This window comes from Bradyrhizobium nitroreducens, from assembly GCF_002776695.1.
Lineage (GTDB): Bacteria > Pseudomonadota > Alphaproteobacteria > Rhizobiales > Xanthobacteraceae > Bradyrhizobium > Bradyrhizobium nitroreducens.
The window spans coordinates 3,086,505-3,112,139 of sequence record NZ_LFJC01000003.1 but is presented as its reverse complement, the minus strand read 5'-3'; the positions used below and the strand labels follow the sequence as shown (position 1 = coordinate 3,112,139).

18 protein-coding genes are annotated in these 25,635 nt (G+C 62.2%); 10 read left to right on the top strand and 8 right to left on the bottom strand.

What is annotated here, in order from left to right; genetic code table 11:
* Nucleotides 1–11: 11 nt before the first annotated feature.
* The 4 genes from TSA1_RS15305 (at nucleotide 12) to TSA1_RS15290 (ending at nucleotide 8,470) form a co-directional block, all read left to right on the top strand.
* On the top strand, nucleotides 12–1,280 hold the full coding sequence (locus TSA1_RS15305; protein ID WP_100177086.1) for a glycosyltransferase family 4 protein: 1,269 nt from the start codon (nucleotides 12–14) through the stop codon (nucleotides 1,278–1,280).
* A gap of 10 nt (nucleotides 1,281–1,290) precedes the next feature.
* Entirely contained in the window at nucleotides 1,291–2,682 is a 1,392-nt protein-coding gene (locus tag TSA1_RS15300) for a hypothetical protein (RefSeq protein WP_100177085.1), read from the top strand.
* Nucleotides 2,683–3,186: 504 nt separating this feature from the next.
* Entirely contained in the window at nucleotides 3,187–7,095 is a 3,909-nt protein-coding gene (locus TSA1_RS15295; RefSeq protein WP_100177084.1) for an RHS repeat domain-containing protein, read from the top strand.
* A gap of 244 nt (nucleotides 7,096–7,339) precedes the next feature.
* On the top strand, nucleotides 7,340–8,470 hold the full coding sequence (locus tag TSA1_RS15290; RefSeq protein WP_100177083.1) for an acyltransferase family protein: 1,131 nt from the start codon (nucleotides 7,340–7,342) through the stop codon (nucleotides 8,468–8,470).
* Between the two features lie 26 nt (nucleotides 8,471–8,496).
* Here the strand turns inward: TSA1_RS15290 and TSA1_RS15285 are convergent, their stop codons facing one another.
* Nucleotides 8,497–9,858 (bottom strand): polysaccharide pyruvyl transferase family protein, encoded by a 1,362-nt coding sequence (locus tag TSA1_RS15285; RefSeq protein ID WP_100177082.1) that lies wholly within the window; start codon nucleotides 9,856–9,858, stop codon nucleotides 8,497–8,499.
* Between the two features lie 19 nt (nucleotides 9,859–9,877).
* On the bottom strand, nucleotides 9,878–11,335 hold the full coding sequence (locus TSA1_RS15280; RefSeq protein WP_100177081.1) for a lipopolysaccharide biosynthesis protein: 1,458 nt from the start codon (nucleotides 11,333–11,335) through the stop codon (nucleotides 9,878–9,880).
* Nucleotides 11,336–11,576: 241 nt separating this feature from the next.
* Here TSA1_RS15280 and TSA1_RS15275 point away from each other — a divergent pair, with 241 nt between their 5' ends.
* Nucleotides 11,577–12,722 (top strand): glycosyltransferase family 4 protein, encoded by a 1,146-nt coding sequence (locus tag TSA1_RS15275; protein ID WP_245448271.1) that lies wholly within the window; start codon nucleotides 11,577–11,579, stop codon nucleotides 12,720–12,722.
* 17 nt (nucleotides 12,723–12,739) lie between these two features.
* Here the strand turns inward: TSA1_RS15275 and TSA1_RS15270 are convergent, their stop codons facing one another.
* From TSA1_RS15270 to TSA1_RS15255, 4 genes are read right to left on the bottom strand one after another with little or no spacing between them, the layout of a single operon-like run.
* Nucleotides 12,740–13,831, bottom strand: a complete 1,092-nt coding sequence (locus TSA1_RS15270; protein ID WP_100177079.1) for an acyltransferase family protein — start codon at nucleotides 13,829–13,831, stop codon at nucleotides 12,740–12,742.
* The gene (locus TSA1_RS15265; protein WP_245448270.1) at nucleotides 13,828–14,937 is read right to left on the bottom strand and encodes an acyltransferase family protein; all 1,110 of its coding nucleotides are present in this window, start codon (nucleotides 14,935–14,937) and stop codon (nucleotides 13,828–13,830) included. Before TSA1_RS15265 ends, TSA1_RS15270 begins: the two co-directional genes overlap by 4 nt.
* 6 nt (nucleotides 14,938–14,943) lie before the next feature.
* Nucleotides 14,944–16,281: a hypothetical protein gene (locus TSA1_RS15260; protein WP_100177078.1), complete on the bottom strand. Its 1,338-nt coding sequence runs from the start codon at nucleotides 16,279–16,281 to the stop codon at nucleotides 14,944–14,946.
* A 7-nt stretch (nucleotides 16,282–16,288) separates the two neighbouring features.
* Entirely contained in the window at nucleotides 16,289–17,491 is a 1,203-nt protein-coding gene (locus TSA1_RS15255) for an acyltransferase family protein (protein WP_245448269.1), read from the bottom strand.
* Nucleotides 17,492–18,173: 682 nt separating this feature from the next.
* Between TSA1_RS15255 and TSA1_RS15250 the strand changes: the two genes are divergently transcribed.
* The 3 genes from TSA1_RS15250 (at nucleotide 18,174) to TSA1_RS15240 (ending at nucleotide 21,616) form a co-directional block, all read left to right on the top strand.
* On the top strand, nucleotides 18,174–18,665 hold the full coding sequence (locus TSA1_RS15250) for a hypothetical protein (protein ID WP_245448267.1): 492 nt from the start codon (nucleotides 18,174–18,176) through the stop codon (nucleotides 18,663–18,665).
* A gap of 32 nt (nucleotides 18,666–18,697) precedes the next feature.
* Nucleotides 18,698–20,929, top strand: coding sequence for a Wzz/FepE/Etk N-terminal domain-containing protein (locus TSA1_RS15245; protein WP_100177076.1), 2,232 nt, complete (start codon nucleotides 18,698–18,700; stop codon nucleotides 20,927–20,929).
* A 399-nt stretch (nucleotides 20,930–21,328) separates the two neighbouring features.
* Nucleotides 21,329–21,616 (top strand): hypothetical protein, encoded by a 288-nt coding sequence (locus TSA1_RS15240; RefSeq protein WP_100177075.1) that lies wholly within the window; start codon nucleotides 21,329–21,331, stop codon nucleotides 21,614–21,616.
* Between the two features lie 42 nt (nucleotides 21,617–21,658).
* Here TSA1_RS15240 and TSA1_RS15235 read toward each other — a convergent pair whose 3' ends face one another.
* A complete protein-coding gene (locus TSA1_RS15235; RefSeq protein WP_100177074.1) occupies nucleotides 21,659–23,089 on the bottom strand; it encodes an undecaprenyl-phosphate glucose phosphotransferase in 1,431 nt (476 codons plus the stop codon).
* A 610-nt stretch (nucleotides 23,090–23,699) separates the two neighbouring features.
* Between TSA1_RS15235 and TSA1_RS15230 the strand changes: the two genes are divergently transcribed.
* Nucleotides 23,700–24,437, top strand: a complete 738-nt coding sequence (locus TSA1_RS15230) for a metallophosphoesterase family protein (RefSeq protein ID WP_100177073.1) — start codon at nucleotides 23,700–23,702, stop codon at nucleotides 24,435–24,437.
* A 53-nt stretch (nucleotides 24,438–24,490) separates the two neighbouring features.
* Here the strand turns inward: TSA1_RS15230 and TSA1_RS15225 are convergent, their stop codons facing one another.
* Nucleotides 24,491–24,769, bottom strand: a complete 279-nt coding sequence (locus tag TSA1_RS15225; RefSeq protein WP_174718915.1) for a hypothetical protein — start codon at nucleotides 24,767–24,769, stop codon at nucleotides 24,491–24,493.
* Between the two features lie 578 nt (nucleotides 24,770–25,347).
* On the opposite strand from TSA1_RS15225, the gene TSA1_RS15215 reads away from it, so the two are divergent.
* Nucleotides 25,348–25,608 (top strand): hypothetical protein, encoded by a 261-nt coding sequence (locus TSA1_RS15215; protein WP_100177070.1) that lies wholly within the window; start codon nucleotides 25,348–25,350, stop codon nucleotides 25,606–25,608.
* The last annotated feature ends 27 nt before the right edge of the window (nucleotides 25,609–25,635 follow it).

Here is a 25,635-nt window from a genome sequence, read left to right as displayed (position 1 = left end):
AGGTTGACGCGATGAAAGTTCTTTTGACGTCCACACTTTATCCAACGCCCCAGTCCCCAAAGATCGTCGGCGGTGCGGAGATCTTCGCTCGTCGTTTCGCCGAAGGACTGGTGCAGCGCGGTGACGAGGTGGAAGTGATCCGGGCCGCATCCAAGCCCGGGCAGGGTCCGGAGACCTGCGACGGCGTCAACGTCCATTCCGCGCCCGTGCAGAACATCTATCGGCCCTTCACCGAGCAGAAGAACGTCGCGCTGCGCAGCTTGTGGCACGCGGTCGACGACTGGCAGATGCAGGCTCCCCTGATCGCCGAACGTATCCGGGCCTTCAAGCCAGACGTGCTGCACTCCAACAATTTGTCCGGCCTCACCACGGCGATCTGGCGCGTTGCCGCCCAGCTCGGCGTTCCCGTGCTCCATACGCTGCACGACTATTATCTGACCTGCCCGCGCTGCTCCCGCTTCGACAAGGGACGGTCCTGCGAGCACACCTGCACGAGTTGCGGAATTCTGACCTTTCATCGCAAGCGCGCCACCCATTGGCTCAGTGCCGTGGTCGGCGTGAGCGAGCGCGTCCTGTCGATCCATACCGACATGGGCATGTTCTCGGAGACGCCGATCCGCACCGTGATCCGCAACGCCTCGACCGAGCCGCCGCATGCGCCCTATCCGCGTCCCATCTGCACCACCGAGGTGACGTTCGGCTTCATCGGCCGCCTCACCGAGGAAAAAGGCATCGAAAATCTGATGCGGGCCCTGGCTCTGCTGCCCCGGGATCGCATCCGCATGATGATCGCCGGCCGGGTCAGCGACGAGGAACAGCAACGCCTCAGGGCGCTCGCGCCCGATGCGCGCATCGAGTTCATGGGCTTCGTGGCACCGGACGATTTCTACAAGCAGGTCGACGTCGTGGTCGCTCCCTCCATCTGGCACGATCCCGGTCCACTGGTCGTCGCAGATGCCAAGGCGGCCGGCAGGCCATTGCTCGGAACGCGCTTCGGCGGCATGCCCGAGGTCATAGAGCACGGCCTGACCGGCTGGCTGACCGAAGCCGATCCGCAATCCCTGGCCAGCAGCATGCTCGCGGTCGCGTCCGATCCGCACAAGATCGACGAGATCAGCCGACGCCTGATCGCCGACACGAACAAGTGGATCTTTGCCGACGTGCTGTCGTCCTACAAGAACCTGTACGAACAATTGCGCGAGCAGCGGATGTCGCGCATGCGCGCGGCAACGACTGAAGCGCCACGGGCCGTCGGCAAGGAGCGCCTCATTCCGCGATGACACGCCGGCCATGACACGCCTCCTCGCGATGGCGGGCTACGTCTATCAGAGCGCCGCGGCGATCGTCCTGATCTTCGCGATCAGCCATCTGCTGCCCGCCGCCGAGTACACGAATTTCTCCCTCGCGCTGGCCTCGAGCCAACTGCTTTGCGTCCTGATGTTCGAGTGGCTGCAGCTGGCCGGACTGCGCTTTCTGGCCGCGGCCAGGGAGAACGAGGCGGCCCGGCTGAGGTGGTCGCTCTTTGCAGCCGGCCTGTCGAGTGCGGCCGTGCTCGCCGTGGTCGGGAGTTGCGCGTCCCTGACCAGCGCGCTCCCGAGGGGGATCATCGCGTTAGGCCTCGGCATCTCCGTCCTTCAGGGCCTGACGGACCTCTATTTCCTGTCGGTGCGACTATCCGACCGGCTCGGCATCGCATCCCTTCTTCTTGCGCTGCGTGCCACCGCGCTTCTGGCCGGAGCCGCCGCGGGAGGTGTGATCTCGGGAACGGCCGAGGCCGCGCTGCTCGGCATTGCGGCGGGTCACACCCTGGGCCTTCTTGCCGGCCTGGTCGCCTATCGCACGCCGATGGAGCGCACCTCGCTCCAAAGGATGCTGGCCGACTGGAAGGACTTCTCCCGCTACGGCATGCTGGCTGCGGGCGCATCCGTCATTCATTTGTCGGTGCCGGTCCTGCTCCGTGTCATCGTCATCGGCCGGCTGGGTGCGACAGGGGCCGGGGCTGGATTTTCGATTGCCCTCGATCTCCTGCAGCGCCCCTTCTGGGTCCTCAATGCCGCGATCCACACCGTGAGCTACCCCGAGGTGGTCAACGATTTCGAGAACGGCAGCAGCGCTCAATCGGCCCAGTCGGCGCGGCGGATGTTCGAGTTCATGATCTGCACGACCCTCGTCCTGCTTGGCGGGCTGATCGGATTCATTCCAGATGCAGCCCGTATCCTGGTGCCGCAGGCGAGCCTGGACGGCTTCCTGGAGACGGCGCCGACTGTCGCCGCCTTCTATTTCCTGCACACCCATTTGCAGGCGACGATGGCGGTCGTCCCCCACCTCGAAAAGCTGGCGACCAGACTCGTCGTCGTCGCGGCCGGCCAGCTCGCCCTCGTCGTCTGCTTCGCGCTGATCGCGATGTCGGCCGGGCTGTCGCCCCGAGGGGCGGTCGGGTGTGCCGCGGTCGCCACGCTCGCGACCATTCTGGTCGCGCTCGGTCCGACCCTCCGGTTTGAGGCCTTCCCGCGCTGGCCACTGGTCGTGCAGGCCTCGCTGGCGGCGATCCTGATCGCCTCGCTCGGTTCGATGCCGACGGAGCCCACGACATGGCTCGCCGGCAAGATCGTGATCGCCGCGATCGCAACGGCGGTGATCGGATGGCGCGGAGACTTTTTGATGCTGGCCCGCCGCAGCTGATCGTCGCACCACAACCCGGGCGAGCACATCAACTCCGACAGGGAACCCGTATTCGCTGCCATCCCAGCAGCGATCGTCTGCCCCATACCTGAGCACATACAACTCTTGCGGGCAAACTCATCAATTTAACCGCTCATGGAAACGGCATCTGCGAACTTCCCGTGCAGGAAGAAGGGTGAGCTGCGCAACGAAGATACTCCGAACGGCGGACAAGCGGCGGCGCATTCCTCTCTCCGACACGCCTGATACGAATCCAATCCGCACAGCCTGCGCATACATTCAGCAGCGCAAATCCAGAATATCTCGAAAGCGCCTTCCTCACGCCATGCTGGCCCGGCATTGCATTCCTATTCCGCTGCAACCGAGCGCGTCTGTTCCTGCACAAGGAACCTCGTATCGCTCACGATTTGTAGCTTCGATTTTTATCTGAAATTCACACTCGACAGAGAAGCTTGAACGCAAATCCTGCGAGCAATTTCGTTCGCGTTGAAATTCGAGTGTGCAATGTCAGACCAGACCATCCTGTCCGCCAGCGGCTTCATCAACTCCATTGGCGTCAATACGCACGCCGGTTTTGGATGGACCGGCTACAACAATCTCGCGCTGATGGTCGACGACCTCAAATATCTCGGCGTCACCCACCTCCGCGACGCGATGGGGACCAGTCCGGCCGCGCAGCCCGTCGTCGAGGGTCTCGCCGCTGCCGGCTACAAGTTCGATTTCCTGGTGTCATCCGCGTTGCCCCAGACCGGTACGGTCGGGCTGCAGAACTACATCGCCTCGCTCCAGAAGTTCGCGACGAGCCATGCGGGCAGCATCAGCGCCATCGAGGGGCTCAACGAGGCCAACCACCAGCCCTTCAGCTACAATGGCAGCTCGAGCCTCACTGCCGCGGCCCAGTTCCAGAGCGCGCTCTATCAGGCCGTCAATGCCAACGCCACGCTCGGCAGCATCCCCGTCTACAATCTGTCACTGGCCTACAACGATCCGCAGGGCTACAGCCAGCTCGGCAACATGTCGGGCTCGGTCGACTACGCCAACGCCCACGCTTATGTCAGCACCAGCCTGACGACCAGTAGCTCGATTGCGGCAACGCTGAGCGCGGTGATGGCCGCTGCCCCGGGCAAACCCGTCGTCATCACCGAGACCGGCTACACTACGCAGGCCAACACTCAATATCTCGGCGTCAACGAGACGGTGCAGGCCAAATCGATCCTGAACACCCTGGTCGATGCCTATAAGGCGGGCGTGAGCGCGACTTATCTCTACGAGCTGTTCGACCGCGACTCCTCCGCCAGCAATACCAATCCCGAGGCCAATTTCGGACTGTTCAATTCCGACGGGACGCCGAAGCTAGCCGCGACGGCGATCCACAACCTGACGACCATCCTGGCCGACGACGGCAAGGGGAGCCTGCAGCCGACTGATCCGTTGAACTACACCCTGAGCAACATGCCGGCGACCGGCAACAGCATGGTGCTCGGCAAGAGCAACGGCGCCTACGAGCTCGTGGTGTGGGCGGAGCCGAAGCTCTGGAACGATCCCACCGATACCGAGGTCTCCAATCCGTCTCAGACGGTCACCGTGAACCTCGGCGGCGTGCATCATTCGGTCAAGGTGTACGACACGCTGACGGGAACCACTGCGATCGCCAGCTATACCGACGTCAGCACGATCACGATTCCGGTCAGCGATCATCCGTTGATCATCGAGATCGACGCGCCCGCGACCAACCCGACCCCGCCCGACACCCGCACCACCGTCAGCGGCACGGCTGCCGAGATCGTGCCGCAACTGTCCGACCTCAGCCACTCGACGGCGCTGAAGACCATCACGGTGACCGACTCGCACGTCCTGCCGGTCGCCTCGAAGGCGACGATGGACTACATCATCGCCCATTACGGCAGCGCCCTCTCCAAGATCCAGGGCGGCTATTCGTTCTCGGTGACGAATTCGGCCGCGACCTGGATCAACACCAAGACCTACAACGCCAGCGGAACGCTGGTGTCGAAGTCGGACACCGGCCTGAATTCGAGCGGACAGCCGACCTCGACCACCGTCGCCTACACCGACGGCTCGCAGGACCTGATCAGCTACACCAATGGCGTGAAGACGAAATCCGTTCATGTCGGCAGCGACGCAACGAGGACGACCGACACCTACAACACGGCCGGAACCCTGCTGAGCGAAGTCGTCCAGAAGTCGAGCGGCTATTACTCCACGACGCTCTATACGAACGGCGTGAAGACGGCCGCCTACGTCAAGAATGCCGACGGCTCACAGGACAATTACACCTACGGCATCACGGGCAAGAGCTTCGCCACCCAGGTCCAGCATCTCGATGCCTCCGGGAAGGTCACCTCGGTGACCCGCAGCCATGCCGACGGCTCGCTGGACTCGATGCAAGTCTACAACAGCGACGGCAGCAGCGTGATCACCACCTACAGCGCCACCGGCGTCAAGCTGGTCGAGACCACCTATCACGCCGATCACAGCAAGGACGTCTGGACCTACAACATCACGGGCCAGACCTACACGACCGAGCACGACGTCTACAACGCCACCGGCTTTCTCACCGGCCTGACCCGCCTGCACGCCGACGGGAGCCCCGCCTTCAAGCTCACCCAGACGACCGACGGCACCAAGACGACGGACTGGTACAATGCCGCCGGCAGCCTCACCAGCGAGGTGGTTCAGAAGGCCGATGGCTTCACCTCGACCACGCTTTACAGCAACGGCGTCAAGACCAACGCATATGTGAAGAATGCCGACGGCAGCCAGGACAATTACGCCTACGGCATCACCGGCCAGAGCTACAGCACGCTGATCCAGCACGTCGATCCCTCGGGCAAGGTCACCGCAGTCACGCGCAAGCATGCCGACGGCACGCTCGACTATACCCAGGTGATCAACAGCGACGGCAGCAGCGTCGTCACCAATTACGACGCCGCGGGGACCCGGACCAAGGAAAGCGACTTCCATGCCGACGGCAGCAAGGACGTCTTCCTGTTCAACATCACCGGCCAGGACTACACGACCGAGCACGACATCTACGATGCGACCGGCTTCCTCACCACGCTGATCCGCAAGCATGCCGACGGCAGCATGGCGTTCAAGCTGGCGCAGAGCGCGGACGGGACCAAGACCACCGACTGGTACGACGCCAGCGGCGTCCTCACCAGCGAGGTGTTCCAGAAGCCGAGCGGCTACAACTCGACCACGGTCTACACCAACGGCGTGAAGACGGCGGCCTACATCACCAATGCCGACCAGAGCCACGACAATTACAGCTACAACATCACCGGCCAGAGCTACACCACGCAGTACCAGCACCTCGACCCCTCAGGCCGGACCACCGAGGTGACGCGCTGGCATGCCGACAACTCGCTCGACTATACCCAGGTCATCAACGGCGACGGCAGCAGCGTGGTCACCAACTACGATGCATCGGGCGTCAAGAAGACGGAAACCGACTATCACGCCGACGGGTCGAAGGACGTCTTCCAGTTCAACGTCGTGGGCCAGACCTACACCAACGAGCACGACACCTACGATACGACGGGCTTCCTGACCCACATCGTGCGCACCCACGCCGACGACAGCCTGGCCTTCACGCTGACGCAGACCGCCGACGGCACCAAGACCTCCGACTGGTACGACGCCAACGGTATCATCACCAGCGAGGTGACGACCAAGAGCGATGGTTACAACTCCACGACCGTCTACACCGGCGGCGTGAAGACCGCCGCCTACATCAAGAATGCCGACGGCACATCGGACAATTGGAACTACAACGTCACCGGGCAGTCCTATACCACCCAGCATCAGCACCTCGACGCCTCGGGCAAGCTGGTCGAGCTTACGCGAACCCACGCCGACGGCACGCTGGATTATACCCAGGTCATCCACGACGACGGCAGCAAGCTGACCGACATCTACAACAGCGCCGGCACCAAGACCCAGGAGATCGCCAACAACACCGACGGCTCGAAGGACGTCTTCCTGTTCAACTTCAACGGACAGGCCGGCACCACGCAGCACGAGAACTACAACAGCGCCAACGCATTGCAGTTCTTCGATCAGACCAAGACCGACGGTACCCACAACGTCACGGCCGTCGCCAGCGGCGTGACGATCCAGGGCGGAGCGGGCAACGACGTGTTCTCGGCCGCGCCGAACTCGACGACGGTGGCTTACGACCACGGCCAGGACCAGATCCTCAACTTCCAGGCCGGCGATGCGACGACGCACGACACGATCGCGATCTCGAAACTGCTGGCGGCGGACTACAGCCACCTGCAGATCACGCAATCCGGTACGAACGCGATTATCACGTTCTCAGCCGATGACTCGATCCTGCTGAAGAACGTCTATGTCTCCAGCCTGACCAGCCACGACTTCGTGTTCGTCTGAGGAATTGCTGCTCAAACGCGCGTCGGAATAGCCGGGGCCGGGACCATGCATGGTTCCGGCCCCGTTCGTTTGTTGGGCGCCTGCCTCATTGATGAGCGGGAACCTGACTGCCATCCGCAATTGGATGGGCCCCATGAATTCGGGCGGACTGCCGCGATTGCGCCGCATCGCCCGCGCGCCTGCGAACTTGCGTCACAATTCGCTTCTAGAACGAAGATGAACCGCGCAAGGACTCCGAGGCCCGATGGACGCCAGTGAAGCAAGACGTTTTGTCGTTCTCGACTTCTACCGCTTCGTCGCCGCGCTCGGGGTCTTCATCTTCCACCTGAAGCTGATCGACACCGGCATTTCGCCGGCCTGGAACGGGTCCTACGGCCTGTTCGTGGACATGTTCTTCATCCTGTCCGGCTTCGTGATCTCCTATTCCTATCCGTCGGACGCACGCGGCGTAGCCGCCTATTCCCGCTTCATGATCCGGCGCATCGCGCGGATCTATCCGCTGCACCTGCTGAGCCTGCTGATCTTCGTGGTGCTGATCGGCGCCGGGCTGGAACGTACCGCACGCTCGACCTCGCTGGACTTCGTCTACAATTTGCTGCTGCTGCAGGCCTGGGGCGTCACCGACCATCTCAGCTTCAACTCGCCGTCCTGGTCGATCAGCGCCGAGTTCTTCTGCTATCTGATCTTTCCGCTCCTGATGCTGCTTGCGCGCAAGGTCCAGCCGGTCGTGCTCGGCGTCATCGTGGCCGCACTTTACCTGCTCCTGGCCCACGGCCATTTGCCGATCTGGCAGGAACGATCGCAGATGTATGGCGCCAATTTCGACTACGGGATGCTCCGCGCGCTGCCGAGCTTCCTGAACGGCATCCTGCTCGCCATTCTCTTCCGGATGTCGCATCCCTACCGGCACAAGCGGATGATCGTCGCCGGCATCGGCCTATTCGGCCTCTCCGTGCTCGTCCTCAATGTCTTCGCCAAGCCGGATCTGGCGATTGTGCTGTTCTCCTGCGCGATCCTGCTCACGGCAGTCGGCGAAAGCGCCTTCAAGGAGTTCCCGGGCGCCCGCCTGCTCGGCCGGCTCGGCAACACCTCATATGCGATCTACATGCTGCACGATGCCATCCTCATTGCCGTGTTCAAGCCGCTGTGGACCTGGCTCGGCCTGCGCCCCGATCAGTTCGGCCTGTACGCCCTGGCCTGTTGCGCGGTCCTCACCATCGTCGCGGACCGGACCTACGCCTATTTCGAGAATCCGGCGCGGCGCCTGATCAACCGCTGGGCCGACGCCGCGGCGCCCTCCTCGCGGAAGATCCCGGCCGCCGCCGCCGCCGAGACATCGATGCGCTTCGACAACCCCGAGCGCGCGGTCAACTGACCGCCCTGCCGATGACATGAGGCCGTTCAGGCGACCTTGCCGCCGGCCTCCGGCACGATCCGCATCGCGCTCTCGCCCAGCAGTGGTGCGATGTTGGCGCGGGACAAGTCCATGACATCGGGCAGCGCCTGTCGTACCTGTGCGCCGACAGCCTGGTACGCTCCGAGGAAGTGCAGCAGAAACGTCTCGAAGCTGTCGCCGACGAGAAACTGCGACGGCGACAACAACAGCTGTTCGCTGACGCCGAAATGCGCGAACAGGCCCTGGAACTTGTCCTGGTAGGTAATTGCCGCAACGGGCGTTCCCTGGCCCAGCGCCGCAATCGCCAGATGCATGCGACCGGTGATCACGCCGTCGACCAGACCGACGACCGCCTTGATCTCACCAGCCGATAGCGCCTGGTCGACGTGATACACGTGATCGCCGAGCACGGGCTTGAGCCGATCGGCCAGAGGCCGCAGACAATTGTCGTCGGCGATCTCGGGACGGTAGTCGTGCGCGAGCAACAGCCAGCTCGCATCGTGCTCGCGCGACAGCCGCTCCATGGAGCGCGCCGCAAGCTCGATCATCTGCCGCAGCTTGGCCGGCTCCGGCTTCTTGAACAACATCGGATGGATGTTGAAGACGAAGACCCTGCGACCCTGCGCGCGCTGCCCTGCGATCGCGGCCCCGATCTGCTTCACCGTGGAGGTGTCGGTCCGCGGCCTCAGCATGAACGCCGCATCGGTGACGAGATGGGCGCGCTTGCGGGCGAAATCATCGAATCGCTGCAGGGATATCGCATCGCGCAGGTTCAGGACCACGCCCGGATCCAGCAGGCGGAACACCTCGCGCAGCGCTTTCGCCGGGCGCGAGTTGAAACTGAAGCCGAGCACGCTGACCCTGGCGCCGAACGCAGCCATCAGATCGGCAACCAGCAGCATGCGCGCGGCATCGACCGGAGAATAGTAACCGTCGAGCACATCGGCGCCCAGAACCAATCCGAAATCCGGCCTCGTGAGCGACAGCTCCTGCGCCACCGTCTCGTAGGAGAACGGCTGTCTCCAGAGTTCGAGCGGCTTGAAGCCCATCGCGCGCACATCCTCGCTGGCCGCCGGGGTCGCGGTGACGACGAAGACCTCGAGATCCGGATAGGCCCGCTTCATCTCGCCGGTGGCCGCTTCGATCATGGCCTCGTCGCCGCGCGACTGATGGACGCTCCAGGGATCGGACGGAAGCACGACCAGCCGGCGCGGATCGTTGCGCGGTGCGACGTTGACGCCGACGTCCTTCCGCGCGATCTGCCACCTGCGCAGCTCGAGCAGATCGAGGGCCAACGGCGTATTCTTCGCACTGTTGAGCCAGCCTCGGAGCTGCCTGCGTACGGGTACGGGGATCAACTGCTTCACGATATCCTCCTCGTCTTCATCAGGCGGTCGCGCCGCGCTTCACGACGAAATCAATCAGGGAAAGGACCTGCCTCCGCCAGAACAGCAGAAGGCCCGTCAGGTAGGTCACGCCAAAACAGGACGACAGCAGTCCGATCCGCAAATAAGGGTTCATGCCCGGCGTCGCCTCCCGGCACAGCACCACTGCGCCGTAAGCCAGGACGATCGCACAGAGACAGCCCGCAATCGGACGCAGAAACTGGCTCCAGCTCAGGCCCAGCATCCGGAGCGCCAGCGCGAACGTCACGGGCGTCACCACGAGCTGCGAGAATGCGAAGATCGTGGCAAGTTGACCGATGTCGCGCGACGGAAGCAGGAACATGGCCGGCACGACCGTGCAGCATTTGAGGATGTTGAGCAGGAAGACGTAGTTGGGCTTGCCCAGGGCGCCGAAATAGGCGCTGTTGACGAACTGCACGGTCTGGACCGCGCCGATCAGCATCAGCGGCCGCATCACCGCTTCGCTGCCGCCCCACTTCGCACCAAACAGCAGCAGGGAGAACTCCGGCGCGATCGCCGCGAGCAGCACGAAGACCGGAGATCCGATCAGCGCGCCGAGGCTGACGCTGCGCAGATACGCCCCTGCGATGCGGTCACGCTCATGCGCGATCTTGGACAATGCGCTCAGCGCGACGTCCATGACCGCCTGGGTGAGCAGCTGCATCAGGATGAGGTAGACCCTCGCTCCGACCGTGTAGATGCCGAGCGCCGCGATGCCATACAGTGACAGGATGATCATGTCGATCGTCCGCACGATGGCGAAGTCCAGCAGCCTGTTCAGCACGACGTGGACGCTATAGCCGGAGAGTTCGCGAAAGCTCTTGAGATCGTAGCCGCGCATCGGCAGCCATCGCGGTTGGCTCCAGAGCCACAGGCCGCTGATCGCGCTCTGAACGACCACCTGGATCACGAGGCTGAGAGCACCGAATCCGGCATAGGCGCAGGCGATGCCCACGACGCCGGACACGGCTGTTGCCACCATGGTCCGGACCGCAAGCACGCGAAAATCCATCTGGCGCTTGTAGAGCGCCTCCTGAAACAAGGTCGCGGTCCCGATCGGAAGCGCCAGACTGGCGGCTGTCAGCAGCGGCGCGAGCCCCTTCACGTCGAGCCAACGCTCGATATGCGGCGCGAGCAGCGCAATCAGAACGGCAAGGAGCACCGAGGCTGCAAACGAGCAGAAAAAGGGCAGCGTCACGTCGGCAGGCTCGAGCGTGCGCCGCTGGATCAGCGCATCACCGAAGCCGAACTCGGCGATCGAGCTCAGGAGCAGCAGGATGAAGGCGACCAGCGCAGCGAGACCGAAATCCGCAGGGTTGAGCAGCCGGGCCAGAACCAGGAACAGCACGAATGACAGCGCCCGGCCGCCCCAATTCTGGGCAAGCGACCAGAACAGAGCCACCACGACCTGATGTTGCTTGCCCTGCGTGACGTTCATCAACAATTCGACCCAATTCCGACAAATCCAACCACAATCGCAGACTAGACGACGTGGCACGCGCTGCTGCCGCGAGGCCACATCTCCGATCATTTCGGAGCAGTGATTGCTCGCTACAGTACGGCGGAGTGATGGCAATCAGATGAGCGCCGTCACGATTCCGATTTAGAGTGGAAGTGAGTTCAAATCGTGGACTACACTTCAATCGACCTTTGCGAAGTGATGCAAAATGGATGCCTTGATGAATTCGTCCGCTCCGCGTTCTGCCCGTAGCTCCAAGCGTTTGCGTGTGGCGATCTACGCGCCGCATTTTGCGGAATATTCCTATCGCCTGGCATCTGGACTGGCGCATCATTGCGACGTGCGCCTCGTGCTCAACGCCAAGGATGCGAACCAGCAATGGGAACTTGCCGACATCGCCGTGGCCGCCCCCTTCCAGACACGAATTCGCGACCTCAGCCTGCGCCGCGGCGGCGCGATCGGCATCCCCGCGTCCTTCATGGACATCATATCGTTTCGTCCAGACGTGATTCATTGTCACGAAGTTCCGGAGATCTACACGTCCAAGCTGATCCAGGTGCTTCGCCCGTTTGGCATTCCGCTGGTCCTGACGGTCCACGATGCGATTCCGCATTCGGAAGGCGGCTCGGGCACCTCGCCGCGTGAGGATGCGTGGCGCGGGCGCATGCGCGCAGCCGCGTCGGTCGTCACCACGCATGGCGAGAGTTGCATTGCCGATTTTCGTCGCGCATCGCCCGACTTCAAGGGCGAGACGGTCTCCAGCATGCATGGCGTACTCATGGTTCCGCCGACCAAGGGCGCAGTCACCGCGCCCGAGCCCGCGCGCATCCTGTTTTTTGGACGGATGTGGGCTTACAAGGGCCTCGACGTCTTCATCGACGCGATCGACCTGCTGGCCCGGCGCGGCGTGGCGCATGAGGCGATCGTCGCCGGCCGCGGCCCCGAGATGACACGGCTCGGAGCGCGGATGGAGGCAATGCCGACCGTCAAGACCATCAATGCCTATATTTCCCCTGCGGATACCGGCCGGCTGTTTCAATCCGCCACCGTCGTCGCCTTGCCCTATAAGGATGCAACGCAGAGCGGCGTGCTTGCATCGGCCTACGGCAATTCTCGTCCCGTCGTTGCCAGCGCCACCGGCGGCATTCCCGACGTCGTCACCGACGGCGTCAACGGGCTGCTGGTTCCCCCGGGCGACGCCGCCGCATTGGCCGACGCGCTCGAACGCGTGCTGACCTCGAAGCCGCTCGCCACGACATTGACGGATGGCGCGCGGCAGACCGCCGCCGGCATCTTGAACTGGGACCGCATCGCGGAAGGATTGCTGGGCTCGTATCACAGGCTCGCCGGTCGTACCGTGAGCTGACTGCTATCGGGGATCTCTCAAACCGATTGCCCGACCTTCAGCGGTCGAAAGACCATGCCGCGGATCGCGCCGTCCAGCAGGCGCCTCAGCCTGACCTCGATCAATTCATAGCTGATCGCGCTTGCGACCAGTGACATCACCAGCCCGAGCCCGATGAAGGCCGCCCACAGCAGCCAGCGATCGACGCCGGCGGCGACCAGCTTCAGGCCGATCACCTGCAAGGGGAAGAGCACGAAGGGATGCACCAGATAGAGGCTGTAGCTGATCTTGCCGACATATTGCAGCGCCGGCGCACTCAGCGCCCGGCCGAGGCCGGAGTCCGGAGCGAGCACCATGCCGAACAGCAGGAAGCCGGGAAGCAGTCCCACGAACGGGTGAAACAGCACCAGGCTCGCATACATCGCCGCTCCGCAGGCAAAGCCCGCGATCAAGCCGAGGCGCCCGGGAATCGAGATGCGAAAGCCGGTGGCGCTGAACAGCATGCCGATGCAGAAGAAGGCCGTGATCGGCCAATGCAGGAGACAAGCGATGCCCAGCAGGATCAAGGGAGCAGCCAGCATCTTGCCGCCGATACGCAGCATCGAGAACGTCGCGGCAAACCAGATGTAGAACGCCCACTCGTAGGTCAGCGTCCAGGCATTCTGCTGGGCAATGGCCAGGCCGAGCGCGTCCTGCACGAAGAACAGATTGGCCGCGAAGATCCCGAGATAGCTGGTCAGGTCGATGCCTCGGAAGAACTTGTAGCCGACGATCGGACCTATCGCAAACAGGGCAAGATGCAGGACGACGAAGACCGGCATGATGCGCAGGACGCGATCGAAAAAGAACCGGGGGAGCGACCCGTGCCGCACCAGGCTCGCCGGGATCAGGAAGCCGCTGATCATGAAGAACAGCTCGACACCGTGCCCCCCGACATTGATCACCGATTGCAGCCAGAGCCAGAGCGGCGGCAGGAAGCCGGGATCCGGAATGTCGTACATGCCTCCCTTGGGCATGTCGTAGAAGTGATCCATCAGCACGCTGAGCGCCGCAATGCCGCGCAGCCCCTGCACCGACGGAACGAACGATCCGTCATAGGCGACGCCAGGCTGCTGCAGGGTCCCGCTCACTCCGCAGCGCCCTGGGTGCTGAGCGCAGGCTCGAGCACCACTTTCTTTCGACGCGCCGAGCGGAACCGCTGTCCAAACGCGATGCTGGGCTTCTCGACGAATGTAAACGTCATCCAGCTGACGAGAAGCGACAGCGCCAGGATCACTGCCAGGAAGATCGACCATCCAATCGGCCCATCACCGAACCAGACGAGGCGATGGACGAAGACGATGACGAATGGCGACATCAAATAGACCGAATAACTGATCACGCCGACAAACGCCATCGGGCGCCACGCCACTCTCTCGCCGAACACCGCAAACCCGATGAAGACCAGCGCCGCGCAGACATAGGCCGATCCGATCGAATAGCTGTAGAAGAAATTCTCGTGATACACGCCGCCGAACCGCCGGTCAGACAGCGTGATGGCGAAAATCGCATACAGCAGCGTGCAGACCGCCACGTGGGTCCATCGCAGCTTTCCGCCGATAACGGTATCGCGGATGATCTTGCCCAGGAACATCGCCGACAGGTTCAACCCGACCTCCATCACCGAGGAGACGGTCCTGTTCTCCACCAGGAGCGCAGCGCTGATTCCGACCAGCGCGGCCGCAATGACGATCGTGACCGCCGTGAAGCGCCGGTTCAGCAGCCCCATTGCAAAGAGGATGGTGCACCCGACGTAGAACAGCAGCTCGATTGCCAGCGTCCAGTAGAACACCCAGAGATTCGGGACGTTCACGAACGTCTGCAACATCGTCACGTTCGCGGCGATCTGCCCCAGCGGATAGATCTTCGACTCCATCAGCTGCATCGTCACGAGCCCAACCACGAGCGAGGTCCAATAGGCCGGATAGAGCCGGAAGAAGCGGCTGATCGCAAAATCGCGCACGGGCGTGGCGCTGTCCGGAAAGCTGAACGGAATGACGAAGCCGCTGACGAAGAAGAACAGCACGACGCCGAAGCGGCCGAAGTTCATGTAGTAGCCGAACACATCGTGGATCGGCCAGTAAAACGCGCCCGTCGGGTGCTTCTCGACGATGATCTCGAAGACATGCTGGACCAGGACCGACAGCACGGCGATGCCGCGCAGCGTGTCGATGAATGCGAGCCGTTTATGCATCATTCGTTCTCACCTGCTTCCGCTCGCCGCCGGCACATCCGGGCGGAAGCCCTCCAATGACGGCACCGGTGGCCGCATGACAATCGGCACGGCGTCGCCGGCCCGTGCGGAGGTCGCACGGCGCGAGAACACTTCGCTGAAGCTCAGTGCGATGATCAAGAGGCCGGACGCCGGGCCGTAGTTCAACACCGTGATCGTGAACAGATTGACGACGAAGATCAGCGTCAGCTTGTAGACGTCGGTGGCTCCGAACGTCGCCCGGAACACCATCACCATGAATGCGACGAACGGGAGACCGAACATCAAATAGGTCCCGATGTAGAAATTGTCGACGGGCACCCAAAATGGCGCGAGCGGCGAGAACAGCTGCTGCGGATAGTTGAAGCAGCCTGCACCACAGCCGGTCACGAGGCCGATGGGCATGAGCTGGGTGAGATAGATGAACGGCTTCTGCCAGCTGTTGTTGATGCGATCGAGGATGCTGAAGAGGGTCGAATGCGGCACCGCGGCGGTCCCGGAAGCGACCACGATCATGAAGAACGGCACGAAGATCGAAGCATACGACCACAGCGCGATGGCCCGGATCGCGGGAAAGCGCGACTTCTCCGGCAGCATCCGCACCAAAACCAGCAGGATCAGGTAGAGCACGAGGACGATCATGGTCGTCTTGCTCGTGGTCAGCTTGATGGCATAGATCGCGATGGAACCGAGCAGGAGACACCAGGTCGTGCTCATGCGGATCGACGTGATCGCGAACGACACCAGGATGAAGAAGGCGGCCATGGTGTTGTCGGCAGCAAAGCCCATCAGGCGCTGGTCGTCGCCGCCATAGGCCCACCACAACCGGCCGGCCTCGCGCACCGCGCCGAAGGACTCGTATTTGTAGCCCACCCAGGGCATCAGGTAGAATTTCGTCAGGAAGACGCCGATCACCGACAGGTAGAAGGTCACGGCGATGACCGACAGAAGCTTCTTGTATGAGCCGAGGCTCGAATCGCAGAAGCAGAAGCCGACGAACACCGGCAGCATCATCTTGAACGATGAGACCGCCGCGTTGACCGTACCCAGCATGAAATAGCCGAGCACGAGCGACAGCATGATCTGCACCAGCACCAGCAGGGCCAGGGTACTGCGATTGCGCAGGATGCAATGGACGAAGAACTGGATGAGGCACAGAACCGCGATGGCGTCGGGCACGTACCAGAGCGCGTTCATGTGATAGATGCTGGTGTAATAGCGGATCATGCCGCCGAAGGCGTCGCGGACCAGATAGGCGCCGAGCGCGATCGCCTCGATGTTGAGGCTGATCAGCGTCATTTGGGGTCGATGCAGCGCGAGACTCGTCATATCAGGCTCAGTTCGTCTGCCGCGCGGGGGACGCCGAGAAATCGGAGCGGCTTCCAAGCGCGTTCCGCATCAGCCTGCCGCCGGGGATTTCGACGTAGAGATAGGTGAAGTGGGAGACCGCGAGCACGGCGGCCAATGAGACCACGAGGTTCAAGGAGGCCGGCAGACCGGCCCAGACCGAATCGAGCACGGCGATCCGCCCTGCCCCGACGGCTCGCACGAAATATTCGGCGAGCAGCACCACGAGCGCGTGCACCATATAGATCGAGTAGGAACGTTTCCCGAGCCAGACCAGTGGCTTGGCCACCAGAATCCGCGGCACCAGCAGCGCATCCGGAAAGGCGAGCAGGCTGCCGAGGAAGATCGCGAACGTCACCGGCGCGAGGAAGGTCGACGCAGGATTGGTCTCCGCCAGGGACACCAGGACAATGCTGGCGATCATGGCGACGAATTGCAGCATGCCCTGAACGGCAGGACCCGGCCTGACCGGCAGGCGATCGACGATCCTGACCGTGAGCGCGCCCAGAAAGAAGCTCACGAAGCAGCGCAGGATGCCGAAATCAGTCTGAAGCCCGAGGCTCCTCTTGTCGAGCACGAAGATGATGAAGACCAGACTTCCGACCGCCAGCGCGCCGCAGAGGACGTAGAACCACAACAGGGAGCGCATGCGCTGGGCAAGGAGGACGATCAGGCCGAACACCAGATAGGTGTAGAACTCGACGCTGATGCTCCAGCTCGGCGCATTCCAGCTGAGATAGTCGACGAACCCCATCGAGTGCAGCAGCAGGAGGTTGAGAACGAAGGAATAGGCGTTGTTCACTTCGAACGCCGCAGGCGCCGCCACGACGACTCCCGCCATGACCAGGCTGATGCGCAGCAGGCGGAAAAGCAGATTCGCCATCAGCATGACGATGTGCAGCGGATAGACCCGCGCCAGCCGCCGCACCATGAACTCACGCAGGGAGAAGCGCCCGAAGTCGCTCTCGACATAGCTGAGCGACATGACGATGCCGCTGAGAACGAAGAACAGATCGACCAGGAGCCAGGAGCTTCTGAAGAACGAGCAATTGATCCACGCGTTGTGCGGAAACGCAGCGAGAAACGTCGGCATCAGCAGCAAATGGTGAATCACCACCGAAGTCGCGGCGACGCCCCGGATGCTGTCGAGCGGCAGGACATGCGCCTTCTCACGATGAATCAACTCCGTCACATCAACATTCCCAGCTATTGCACCGCAACAGTGTGTATCAGGATTTGCGCGCGTTCAATCTCTGCGATCGCGGGCTCGCATTCGACGCATGACGATCGACGATAATTTCAACGCTCGCTTTTCATTCGGACATGCGAGCGCCAAGTTCACGCCACTTTTTTCCAGAGACACCGCACGTCGGCGCGCAAATCAATTCGCGCGCGATGATTGCGAGCATTTGCGTACAAAGTGTGCGCGAAATCCGGCGCTGGTGCGATCAAGATCAAGATGCGCCGGAGCACTGATTTCACCGCAGTAAATGTCGCGCTGATAATTTTCTCACGGAGGGAACTAACGGCTCGCTTGCGACTTGTGTCGGTTTTGCGACGACCGCTTGTGCTGCGCGGGCGTGCAAACGCCTCATATGTTTTCAGGTTGCAACATTCCTAGGCGCAAGATGCCGATCTCCCGGGCATTGTATTTCTTCATTTTGCAACCGAGCGGGAGAGACGATGCGATCGTTATCACTGACAACATGAACTCAACTTTTGCGTCGCACAAAATTTGACACAGTTACCTGTCAGGTTTCGCGTGTTCTCCGATTGCAACAGGGAGCAAAGGGACACGGATGGGCCGCGGACTAACAATTCGTCATGCAAGGGCGCGATGGCTGCCGATCGTCTTGGCAGGTTCTGCCTTGATCGTGTCGAGCATCGATGCCTGCCGCGCTCAATGCGTCGAACTTTCGGATCGTGCCTCGCAGCTCGAGCTCGACACGTTCGTCAAGTCGCCCTCCTCGCTCCTGGAGCGGCTGCGCAATGACAAGGAGAAGCTGAGGTTCCGGCTCGCCACCTATATCGCCACCAATCCCTCGGTGTTGCCGTCCGTGCAGAGCCTGATCTCGGCCTCGGCTTCAGCCGATCGTTCGGCCATCGGCGCCGCGCTGAAGATTGCCGAGGGGCGGTGCACGTCCACGAAGCCGGACGCGGCGCGCAAGATCAGGGACTTCGTGCAGCGAATCGGCGATCTCAACGTGCAGGCAGGTTATTCCGCCGCGGGTGACGACACCTCCGGCATCCCGGCTCAATCGCAAGCCAAGGGCCCGGCGCAACCGTCGCGCGGCGGGGCGCTGCTCGAGGGCGAATGGAAGACCAAGCTGGCCGATCCGTTCAAGCCCGTCCCCCTTCCGAATTGATCTGCGATCATCAAAAGGCAGCGAATTAGACAATGTATCAGCCCAGAGAACATTTCCAGTCGGGCCACAGATTCGGGATCGAGTTCGGCGGAGCCGTCCTCAGCTTCGAGCGAGTGGCCGACGTCCTGCGCCGGCAATGGCCGGTCGTCGCGGCGTGCACCGGCGCCGCGCTGGCCCTGGTGCTCGTCTATCTGGTCACGGCGCAACCCATGTACACGGCCAATGCCCGCATCATGATGGATACGCGCCAAGCCCAGGTGCTGGACAAGGACAGCAACGCCAATAGCGCCCTCATCGACACCGGCTATGTCGACAGCCAGGTCGAGGTCATCAATTCGGATGACCTGATTCTCTCGGTCGTCCGTCGCCTGAAATTGACTGAAGATCCCGAGTTCAACGGCTCCAAGCCGGGCCTTCTCTCCGTCATTCTCGGCAAGGTGACGTCGCTGTTCAGCTCCGGCGAACCGGCATCGCAGGATCAGCTCGAACATGCGGTGGTCGAGCAGGTTCAGAAGAACCTGAGAACGGAACGCGTCCTGACGACCTACGTCCTGTCGCTGAACTATCGCGCACGGACCCCCGACAAGGCCGCCAAGATCGCCAACGCCATTGCCAAGGCCTATCTCGTCGGCGCCCTGGAAGCCAAATATGAGTCCACCAAGCGGGCCACCGAGTGGCTTCAGCAGCGCAGCATCGAGCTGAGCGAGCAGGCCTCGGCCAGCGACCGCGCGGTGCAGACGTTCAAGGCCGAACACAACATCGTCGGGACCAGCCGCGGCCTGATGTCCGAACAGCAATTGTCGGACCTGAACACGCAGCTGGTTCAAGCGCGGGCGGCGACGGCCGAAGCCAAGGCCCGGCTCGACCGCATCAACACCATTTCGGACCAGGATGTCGCGCAATCGACGGTGACCGACGCACTCAACAACTCGGTCATCACCCGCCTCCGGGCCCAATATCTCGACCTCCAGGCCCAATATGCCGACTGGTCGAGGCGCTATGGCAAGCAACATCTGGCTGCGGTCAATCTGGCCAACAAGATGGATGAGCTGCGCAAGAACATGGCCGACGAACTGCATCGGATCGGAGACGCCTATCGCAGCGACTACGAGATCGCGAAGAGCCGGGAGGCTTCTCTGGACAAGAGCGTCAAGGATCTCGTCGCTCAGGCCGGCCACACCGGCCAGGCCGAGGTCAAATTGCGCGACCTCGAAAGCGCCGCCGACACCTATCGCAACCTCTACAACAACTTCCTCGAGAAGCTGCAGAGCGCGACGCAGAACCAGAGCTTTCCGCTCAGCGAGTCGCGCCTGATCAGCACCGCCACCAAGCCGGATCGCAAGAGTTCGCCGCGCACGGTGCTGGCGCTGGTGGGGGGCCTGGTGGGCGGCCTCTGCCTCGGCTTTGGCGTCGCATTCGGGCGTGAGCTGCTCAGCGACGTCCTGCGAACCCCCGGCGAGGTCGAGGATGAGCTCGGCGTGAAGTGTCTCGGAGTCCTGCCCGACATTCGTCCCCCGACGAAAACCGGCGCGTTGCTTTCGACCTCCGCGAAGACCGGTCCACCCGATCTGTCCCGCTACGTCGTCGACCATCCGTTCTCGCGGTTTGCCGAGACGTTGCGGAACATCAAGGTATCGATCGACGTTGCGCGCCTGACCCGCGAGATCAAGGTGATTGGCATCGTGTCGTCTCTCCCCAAGGAGGGAAAGACGACGGTAGCGGCCAACTTCGCGCAGCTGATCGCCCTCACCGGACATCGCACGGTCCTGATCGACGGCGATCTGCACACGCGTTCGCTCACGCGAGAGCTCGCACCGAACGCCACGACCGGACTGGTCGAGGCGCTCAGCGATCCGGCCAACCTCGGCTACCATGTGCAGCGAAGCAAGGAGACGGGCCTCGATTTCCTGCCGTCCGTCGTGGCCTCCCGCATGGTCAATTCGGCCGACGTCATTGGATCAAAGGCGATGGCGGAGTTGCTCAAGGTGCTGAAAGAGCATTATGAGTACATCGTGATCGATCTTGCCCCGGTGATGCCGGTGGCGGACTCAAAGGCCGTCAGCTTCCTGATCGATGCCATGGTCTATGTGATCGAGTGGGGACAGACGACACGAAGCGCACTTCAGGAGTCGGTTTCCGGATCGGAAGTCCTGCAGAAGAAGCTGCTCGGCGCCGTGCTCAACCGCGCCAACCCGAAGATGCTCAAGCGCATCGAGGCGTACAAGGGCAAGCACCACAACAGCTACTACGTCGAGCACGCCTAGTTTGGGCGGAGGCGCGCCGCCGCCCCAACCGAACTGAAACGACTTCAGGCCCGCTGCCATCTGGCAGCGGGCCTTTGTTCGTGCTGTGCGGAACTGTCGCCTGAACAAGATCGCGTGCGCCTTCGCGCACGAGGCCAAAGATCGCACCGGGCCCCCGGACTGCTCAGGCCTCCGTATTCGTCCGGAATCCACAACTTGCAGTTATTGCTCTAGCCAAAAGCAAGGATTGACGAAGACGTTGATGGCTAGGACAGTGTGCCAATTGGCGATCATCATCGACAAGACGAGACAATCCGGTCCTCGCCGCCTCGAAATGCCGAAACTTTGGGCATCTTTCCTTCTGGGTTCCCTGAAGCTAAGCTCGGCTGATATTTGTAGTTCTTTTCCGGCGGGCTCGGAATGCTGATCGTCCTGACGATTTTGACTATTTGGGTTCTGCTCAACATCCTGTTCGTGTTGGTCGTCGTGCCTCCACGCAAGCCCCGTCGGCAGTCAATGGCGACGACCCTTTCGCCCGCGCCCATCGACCCCAGCCGGCGTGACATCGACCAGGACGAACCGTTTTCGGTTCGCCAGGTCATCGTCTCCATTGCGATGGGGGCATTCTTCGTGCTGGTGCCGCCGCTGCTCGCCTTGCGCGATGCAGTCATGCGGCTCTTCGGCAGATCGTCGCGAGACGGAACCTGATCGATCGGAACCGCGGTTCCATATCGTCGGGAAATTGAGCGGCTAATAGGCTTCCTGAAACATCACGGCGGACGCCGTGCGGGCCATGATCTTCAGGTCGAGCCAGATGCTCCAATTGCTGACGTACCAGACGTCGTATTCGACCCGCTTCTCCATCAGATCGATCGTCGGCGTTTCCCCCCTGAACCCGTTCACCTGGGCCCAGCCGGTCAGGCCCGGCTTCATGTGATGCCGGTAGACGTATTTGCTGATGAGCTCGTCATAGTAGTTGTCATGGGCCAGCGCATGGGGACGTGGGCCGACCAGTGACATGTCTCCACGCAGCACGTTCCAGAGCTGCGGCAGCTCGTCGATGCTGGTCATGCGCAGGAAACGCCCGATCTTGGTGACCCGGGCATCCCTCTTGGTCGCCTGGGCAATCGTTTCGCCGTTCTCGCAGACGGTCATGCTGCGGAACTTCCAGATCTCGAACGGCCGGCCGTTGAAGCCACGCCGCGACTGGCGGAATATGACGGCTCCCGGGGAATCCAGCTTGATCAGCAAAGCGACCGTCAGCAGCAGCGGCGTCAGCATCACGAGCGCGAACATGGCCACGCCAACGTCGAGACAGCGCTTCTGCAACCGCTCGAGAATGGTGAGAGGCGGCCGCTGGATTTCGACCGCGACGGTTCCACTGACCGGCAGAAACGGACGGGTCACCAGATCAGCGACCGAATCGTCCGGCAACAGGCGTATGGGCTGCGGGACGGCGCGCAAATATGGGCTCAGCTTGCGGAGCATGGGCAACTCGTTCCAGTCGATCGCAAGCAGATATTCGTCGACGTCGGCCGAGCGCGACTGACGGATTACATCGCGAATCTGCCGTTCCCAGTGGCCGTCATCCCGCTCGGCGCCGAGCACGAAATGGCGCATGACATCGAAGCCGTTCCTCCTGAGGTCCTTGAAGCGGCTCGAGGTGAAGTCGAGCGGCTTGAGGCTGAGCAGGATCACCTTGCGATCGACCAGCCGGCTTCGCGCAAAGCTGGTGCCGAACACCGCCTGCCAGACGAAGCGGAGGCTGATCAAGCCAACCCCGCCGATCACGGCGAAGACAATGACGGTGCCGCGGGACAGATTGTCCGTCGATTTCAGCAGAAAGGCCGCAACGGCCAGGATCGTCAGCGACGTCAGCCAGATCAACACCGCCTTTCGAAGCTGCCAGACGACGTTGAGCAGGCGATGCGTGGCATAGACGTCCCGGAAATAGGCGACCGCGACGAACACCACGCCGACGAACAACCCGGCTCCCACCGAAGCACTGTCGGCGGGCGAAGCGACGGCCGCTCCGTACAGCGAAGCCCCGGCAGCATAGCTCAACAGGATCAGCAGAAAGTCAGCAGCCATGACGACGATCTGGAATGGCCTCTGAAGAGCGTTACCGCGTGTCGACGACAGCGTGTGAGCGTTTTCAGAACCAAAAGTTGCAACAGCCATTCGAACCTCTGCCTATCGAGAGAGTGCCTGACGCTCATCGTGATGCTGAAGACTCGTCACTTCCCCGCGCGGAAAGTGTTGCGTGATCGCAGCGACATTGTGGCACCGCACGCAAAACTTTTGCGGCGCACGGATCATGCGCCACGTTGAAATGCTCAGCGAAATTCGGCGCGATGAAAATGTCGTCACAGTGATGACATACGAGCGAACGCGTTGCCCTATTTTGAATCAAGTTCCACGTTCGGCGCAGAGTCTGATCGTCGTGCGAGCGCATTTCGCTCATCTTTCAGGCGATGCAATTCCTCCGTCGAGCGCGACGAGTCATTTGCGAGAATTCCGATGGATTTCTATCTGGGCGTGCGCCTTGAAATCCGGTCCAGGCATGCAACTTTGCCGCGCTCTCGCACGCAGCAATGCAATTGTTGCGGACCGATCGTTCGCGCCCACCGCAGAACCAGGTGGGCAAAAAATTCCGCGCCCTTCTTTCGGCGTGATCGGGCCGGAGAACAGGGACGCTACCTCAACGAACTCACGTGGTTCGTGTTGGATGGAAGCTCTCCGGTGCCGGCGACTTGGGGAAATTTCTCGACCACCCGATCGATTGAGCGCCATGATATCTCTCGCGCGACCACGGCCAGCCGTTCCCAAACCGCAATTGCCGGAAGGAGTTCGCATCTATGCGATCTCGGATATTCACGGATGCGCGCATCTGCTCCAACCCATGTTGCGGGTGATCGACGCCGACGTCGCCCGCAGCCGGCCGCGCTATGCGATCGAGGTCTTCATGGGCGATTACATCGATCGCGGCCCCGACACGCGCTCCACCCTCGATGTACTGGTCGAGCGGAGTCGCCGGGGAAATGCGGTCTTCCTCAAGGGAAACCACGAGGCATTTCTTGTGAGGGTGTTCGAAGACCCTTCATTGTTCGAGGATTGGATCGCCGTCGGCGGGACCCAGACCCTGATGTCCTACGGGCTCGCACCGCCGGACCTGAAGCGCAACGAGCCGGCATCCATCTTGCGCGATCTGATTCGAGCAATGCCCACCGAGCATCTGGAATTTCTGGACAATCTGCGGCTGAGCTTCAGTTGCGGCGACTTCTTCTTCGTTCACGCCGGCGTTCGCCCGGGCGTTCCCCTGGCCGAGCAGACGGAGCGCGACCTGCTCTGGATTCGCGAAGAATTCCTGCAGAGCGAGGAGCAGTTCGGCAAATATATCGTGCACGGCCATACGCCGGTCCGCAATGCCGAATTCCTGACGAACCGCGTCAACATCGACACCGGCGCCTATGCGACCGGCAATCTCACCCTGATGAGCATCCAGGGCAGCCGCATGCTCGCGGTGTGAGGTGGGATCGACCTGGCCGCCACGGCTTGTCTACGACAGGTGAAGCGCTGCGCTCAATTGAGCAAGCACGGCTTCTCCAGCCGCGCGCGCGTTTCGGCCATCCAATCGTGCCAGGCCCGTTCGTGCTTGACGTAGAGCTCCAGCCAACGCTCCCCATGCCTGTCCTGACGGACATGAGGCGGCTCGACGAGCAAATCGACGCCAAGGCGGGCCCCCGGATTGTCGAGGGCTTCGAACTCGATCGTCTCCGAGATCGTCAGCCCGACAAGCACGCGTTGTCCGGCGCCATCGACGATGTAGCGCCGCGGCGCGTCCTTCCTGGGTTCGCTCATCTCGTCATGCCCCATTCTTATGGTGAGATCCCCGGTGCCGCCAGGACGCCGCCGCTAGAAGGCTCGCCGGGCGTGGCCGAAGGTCGAGGCAGGAGTCGCCCCGGCCGCTCGATGCAAGATGCCACGGGATGAGTTTGCAGGACTTCGCGTGACGCGCCAAGCACGCAGCGCGTATCCCAAGATGATGCCCGAGCCAAAGATGAAAGCGGAGACGAAGGCAGAAGTCATGAGAGCCGTCCTGGATGGTCCGGGACTCATCAAGAGCGAGCAGTGTGTCGACATCATGGTTCTGGCCGACTCCGGGACGCCGAAAGATTGTTCATGCCTGATGTCCTGTGTGCAGGGAGCGCAAATCTCGCGTGCATGAATCACGACGGGTAGGATCACTCTGCCATAGACACTCATTGTAGAAAGAGACATCCTCGCGGACCCTCTCCTCCATGGCTGTTGCCCTTGAGCGGACCTGCCGCGCCTGCCCTCGAACAGGAAATTTCGGCCGACCGACCAGCCCATGCCCTTGCAACCATCCGGGACCCGTCGCATTATTTCGCATCTCATTTGACCAGGGATTCAATCCAATGAACTTCCGTGCTATTATTCCATCCATTGCCCTTGCCGCTTTCGCCGTCGCCTTGACAGCTTCCGTCGCGCCGGCCGCCGAGCTCGCGCTTGCGCATCACCGGGCAGCCTATGTCCAAACCGGGGTCGTGCTGTGGGACGACGTTTATCCGCCCGCGATCTACGGCCCACAGCCTCGCTCCGTCGAGGAAGTCGCGGCCATGAAGGCGCAGGCGCGCCCGGTCGCCCACCGCTGGTGGGGCTATTGGTACGTCCGGTGAGCGCGGAGGCGCTTCTGGGGAAAGAGC

Excerpts from the sequence above, each read along its gene's own strand:
- TSA1_RS15305 (WP_100177086.1), top strand. The coding sequence starts at position 12 with ATGAAAGTTCTTTTGACGTCCACACTTTATCCAACGCCCCAGTCCCCA.
- TSA1_RS15230 (WP_100177073.1), top strand. The coding sequence starts at position 23,700 with ATGATATCTCTCGCGCGACCACGGCCAGCCGTTCCCAAACCGCAATTG.
- TSA1_RS15295 (WP_100177084.1), top strand. The coding sequence starts at position 3,187 with ATGTCAGACCAGACCATCCTGTCCGCCAGCGGCTTCATCAACTCCATT.
- TSA1_RS15280 (WP_100177081.1), bottom strand. The coding sequence starts at position 11,335 with ATGAACGTCACGCAGGGCAAGCAACATCAGGTCGTGGTGGCTCTGTTC.
- TSA1_RS15275 (WP_245448271.1), top strand. The coding sequence starts at position 11,577 with ATGAATTCGTCCGCTCCGCGTTCTGCCCGTAGCTCCAAGCGTTTGCGT.
- TSA1_RS15300 (WP_100177085.1), top strand. The coding sequence starts at position 1,291 with ATGACACGCCTCCTCGCGATGGCGGGCTACGTCTATCAGAGCGCCGCG.
- TSA1_RS15265 (WP_245448270.1), bottom strand. The coding sequence starts at position 14,937 with ATGATGCATAAACGGCTCGCATTCATCGACACGCTGCGCGGCATCGCC.
- TSA1_RS15215 (WP_100177070.1), top strand. The coding sequence starts at position 25,348 with ATGAACTTCCGTGCTATTATTCCATCCATTGCCCTTGCCGCTTTCGCC.
- TSA1_RS15225 (WP_174718915.1), bottom strand. The coding sequence starts at position 24,769 with ATGAGCGAACCCAGGAAGGACGCGCCGCGGCGCTACATCGTCGATGGC.
- TSA1_RS15290 (WP_100177083.1), top strand. The coding sequence starts at position 7,340 with ATGGACGCCAGTGAAGCAAGACGTTTTGTCGTTCTCGACTTCTACCGC.
- TSA1_RS15245 (WP_100177076.1), top strand. The coding sequence starts at position 18,698 with ATGTATCAGCCCAGAGAACATTTCCAGTCGGGCCACAGATTCGGGATC.
- TSA1_RS15240 (WP_100177075.1), top strand. The coding sequence starts at position 21,329 with ATGCTGATCGTCCTGACGATTTTGACTATTTGGGTTCTGCTCAACATC.
- TSA1_RS15260 (WP_100177078.1), bottom strand. The coding sequence starts at position 16,281 with ATGACGAGTCTCGCGCTGCATCGACCCCAAATGACGCTGATCAGCCTC.
- TSA1_RS15235 (WP_100177074.1), bottom strand. The coding sequence starts at position 23,089 with ATGGCTGTTGCAACTTTTGGTTCTGAAAACGCTCACACGCTGTCGTCG.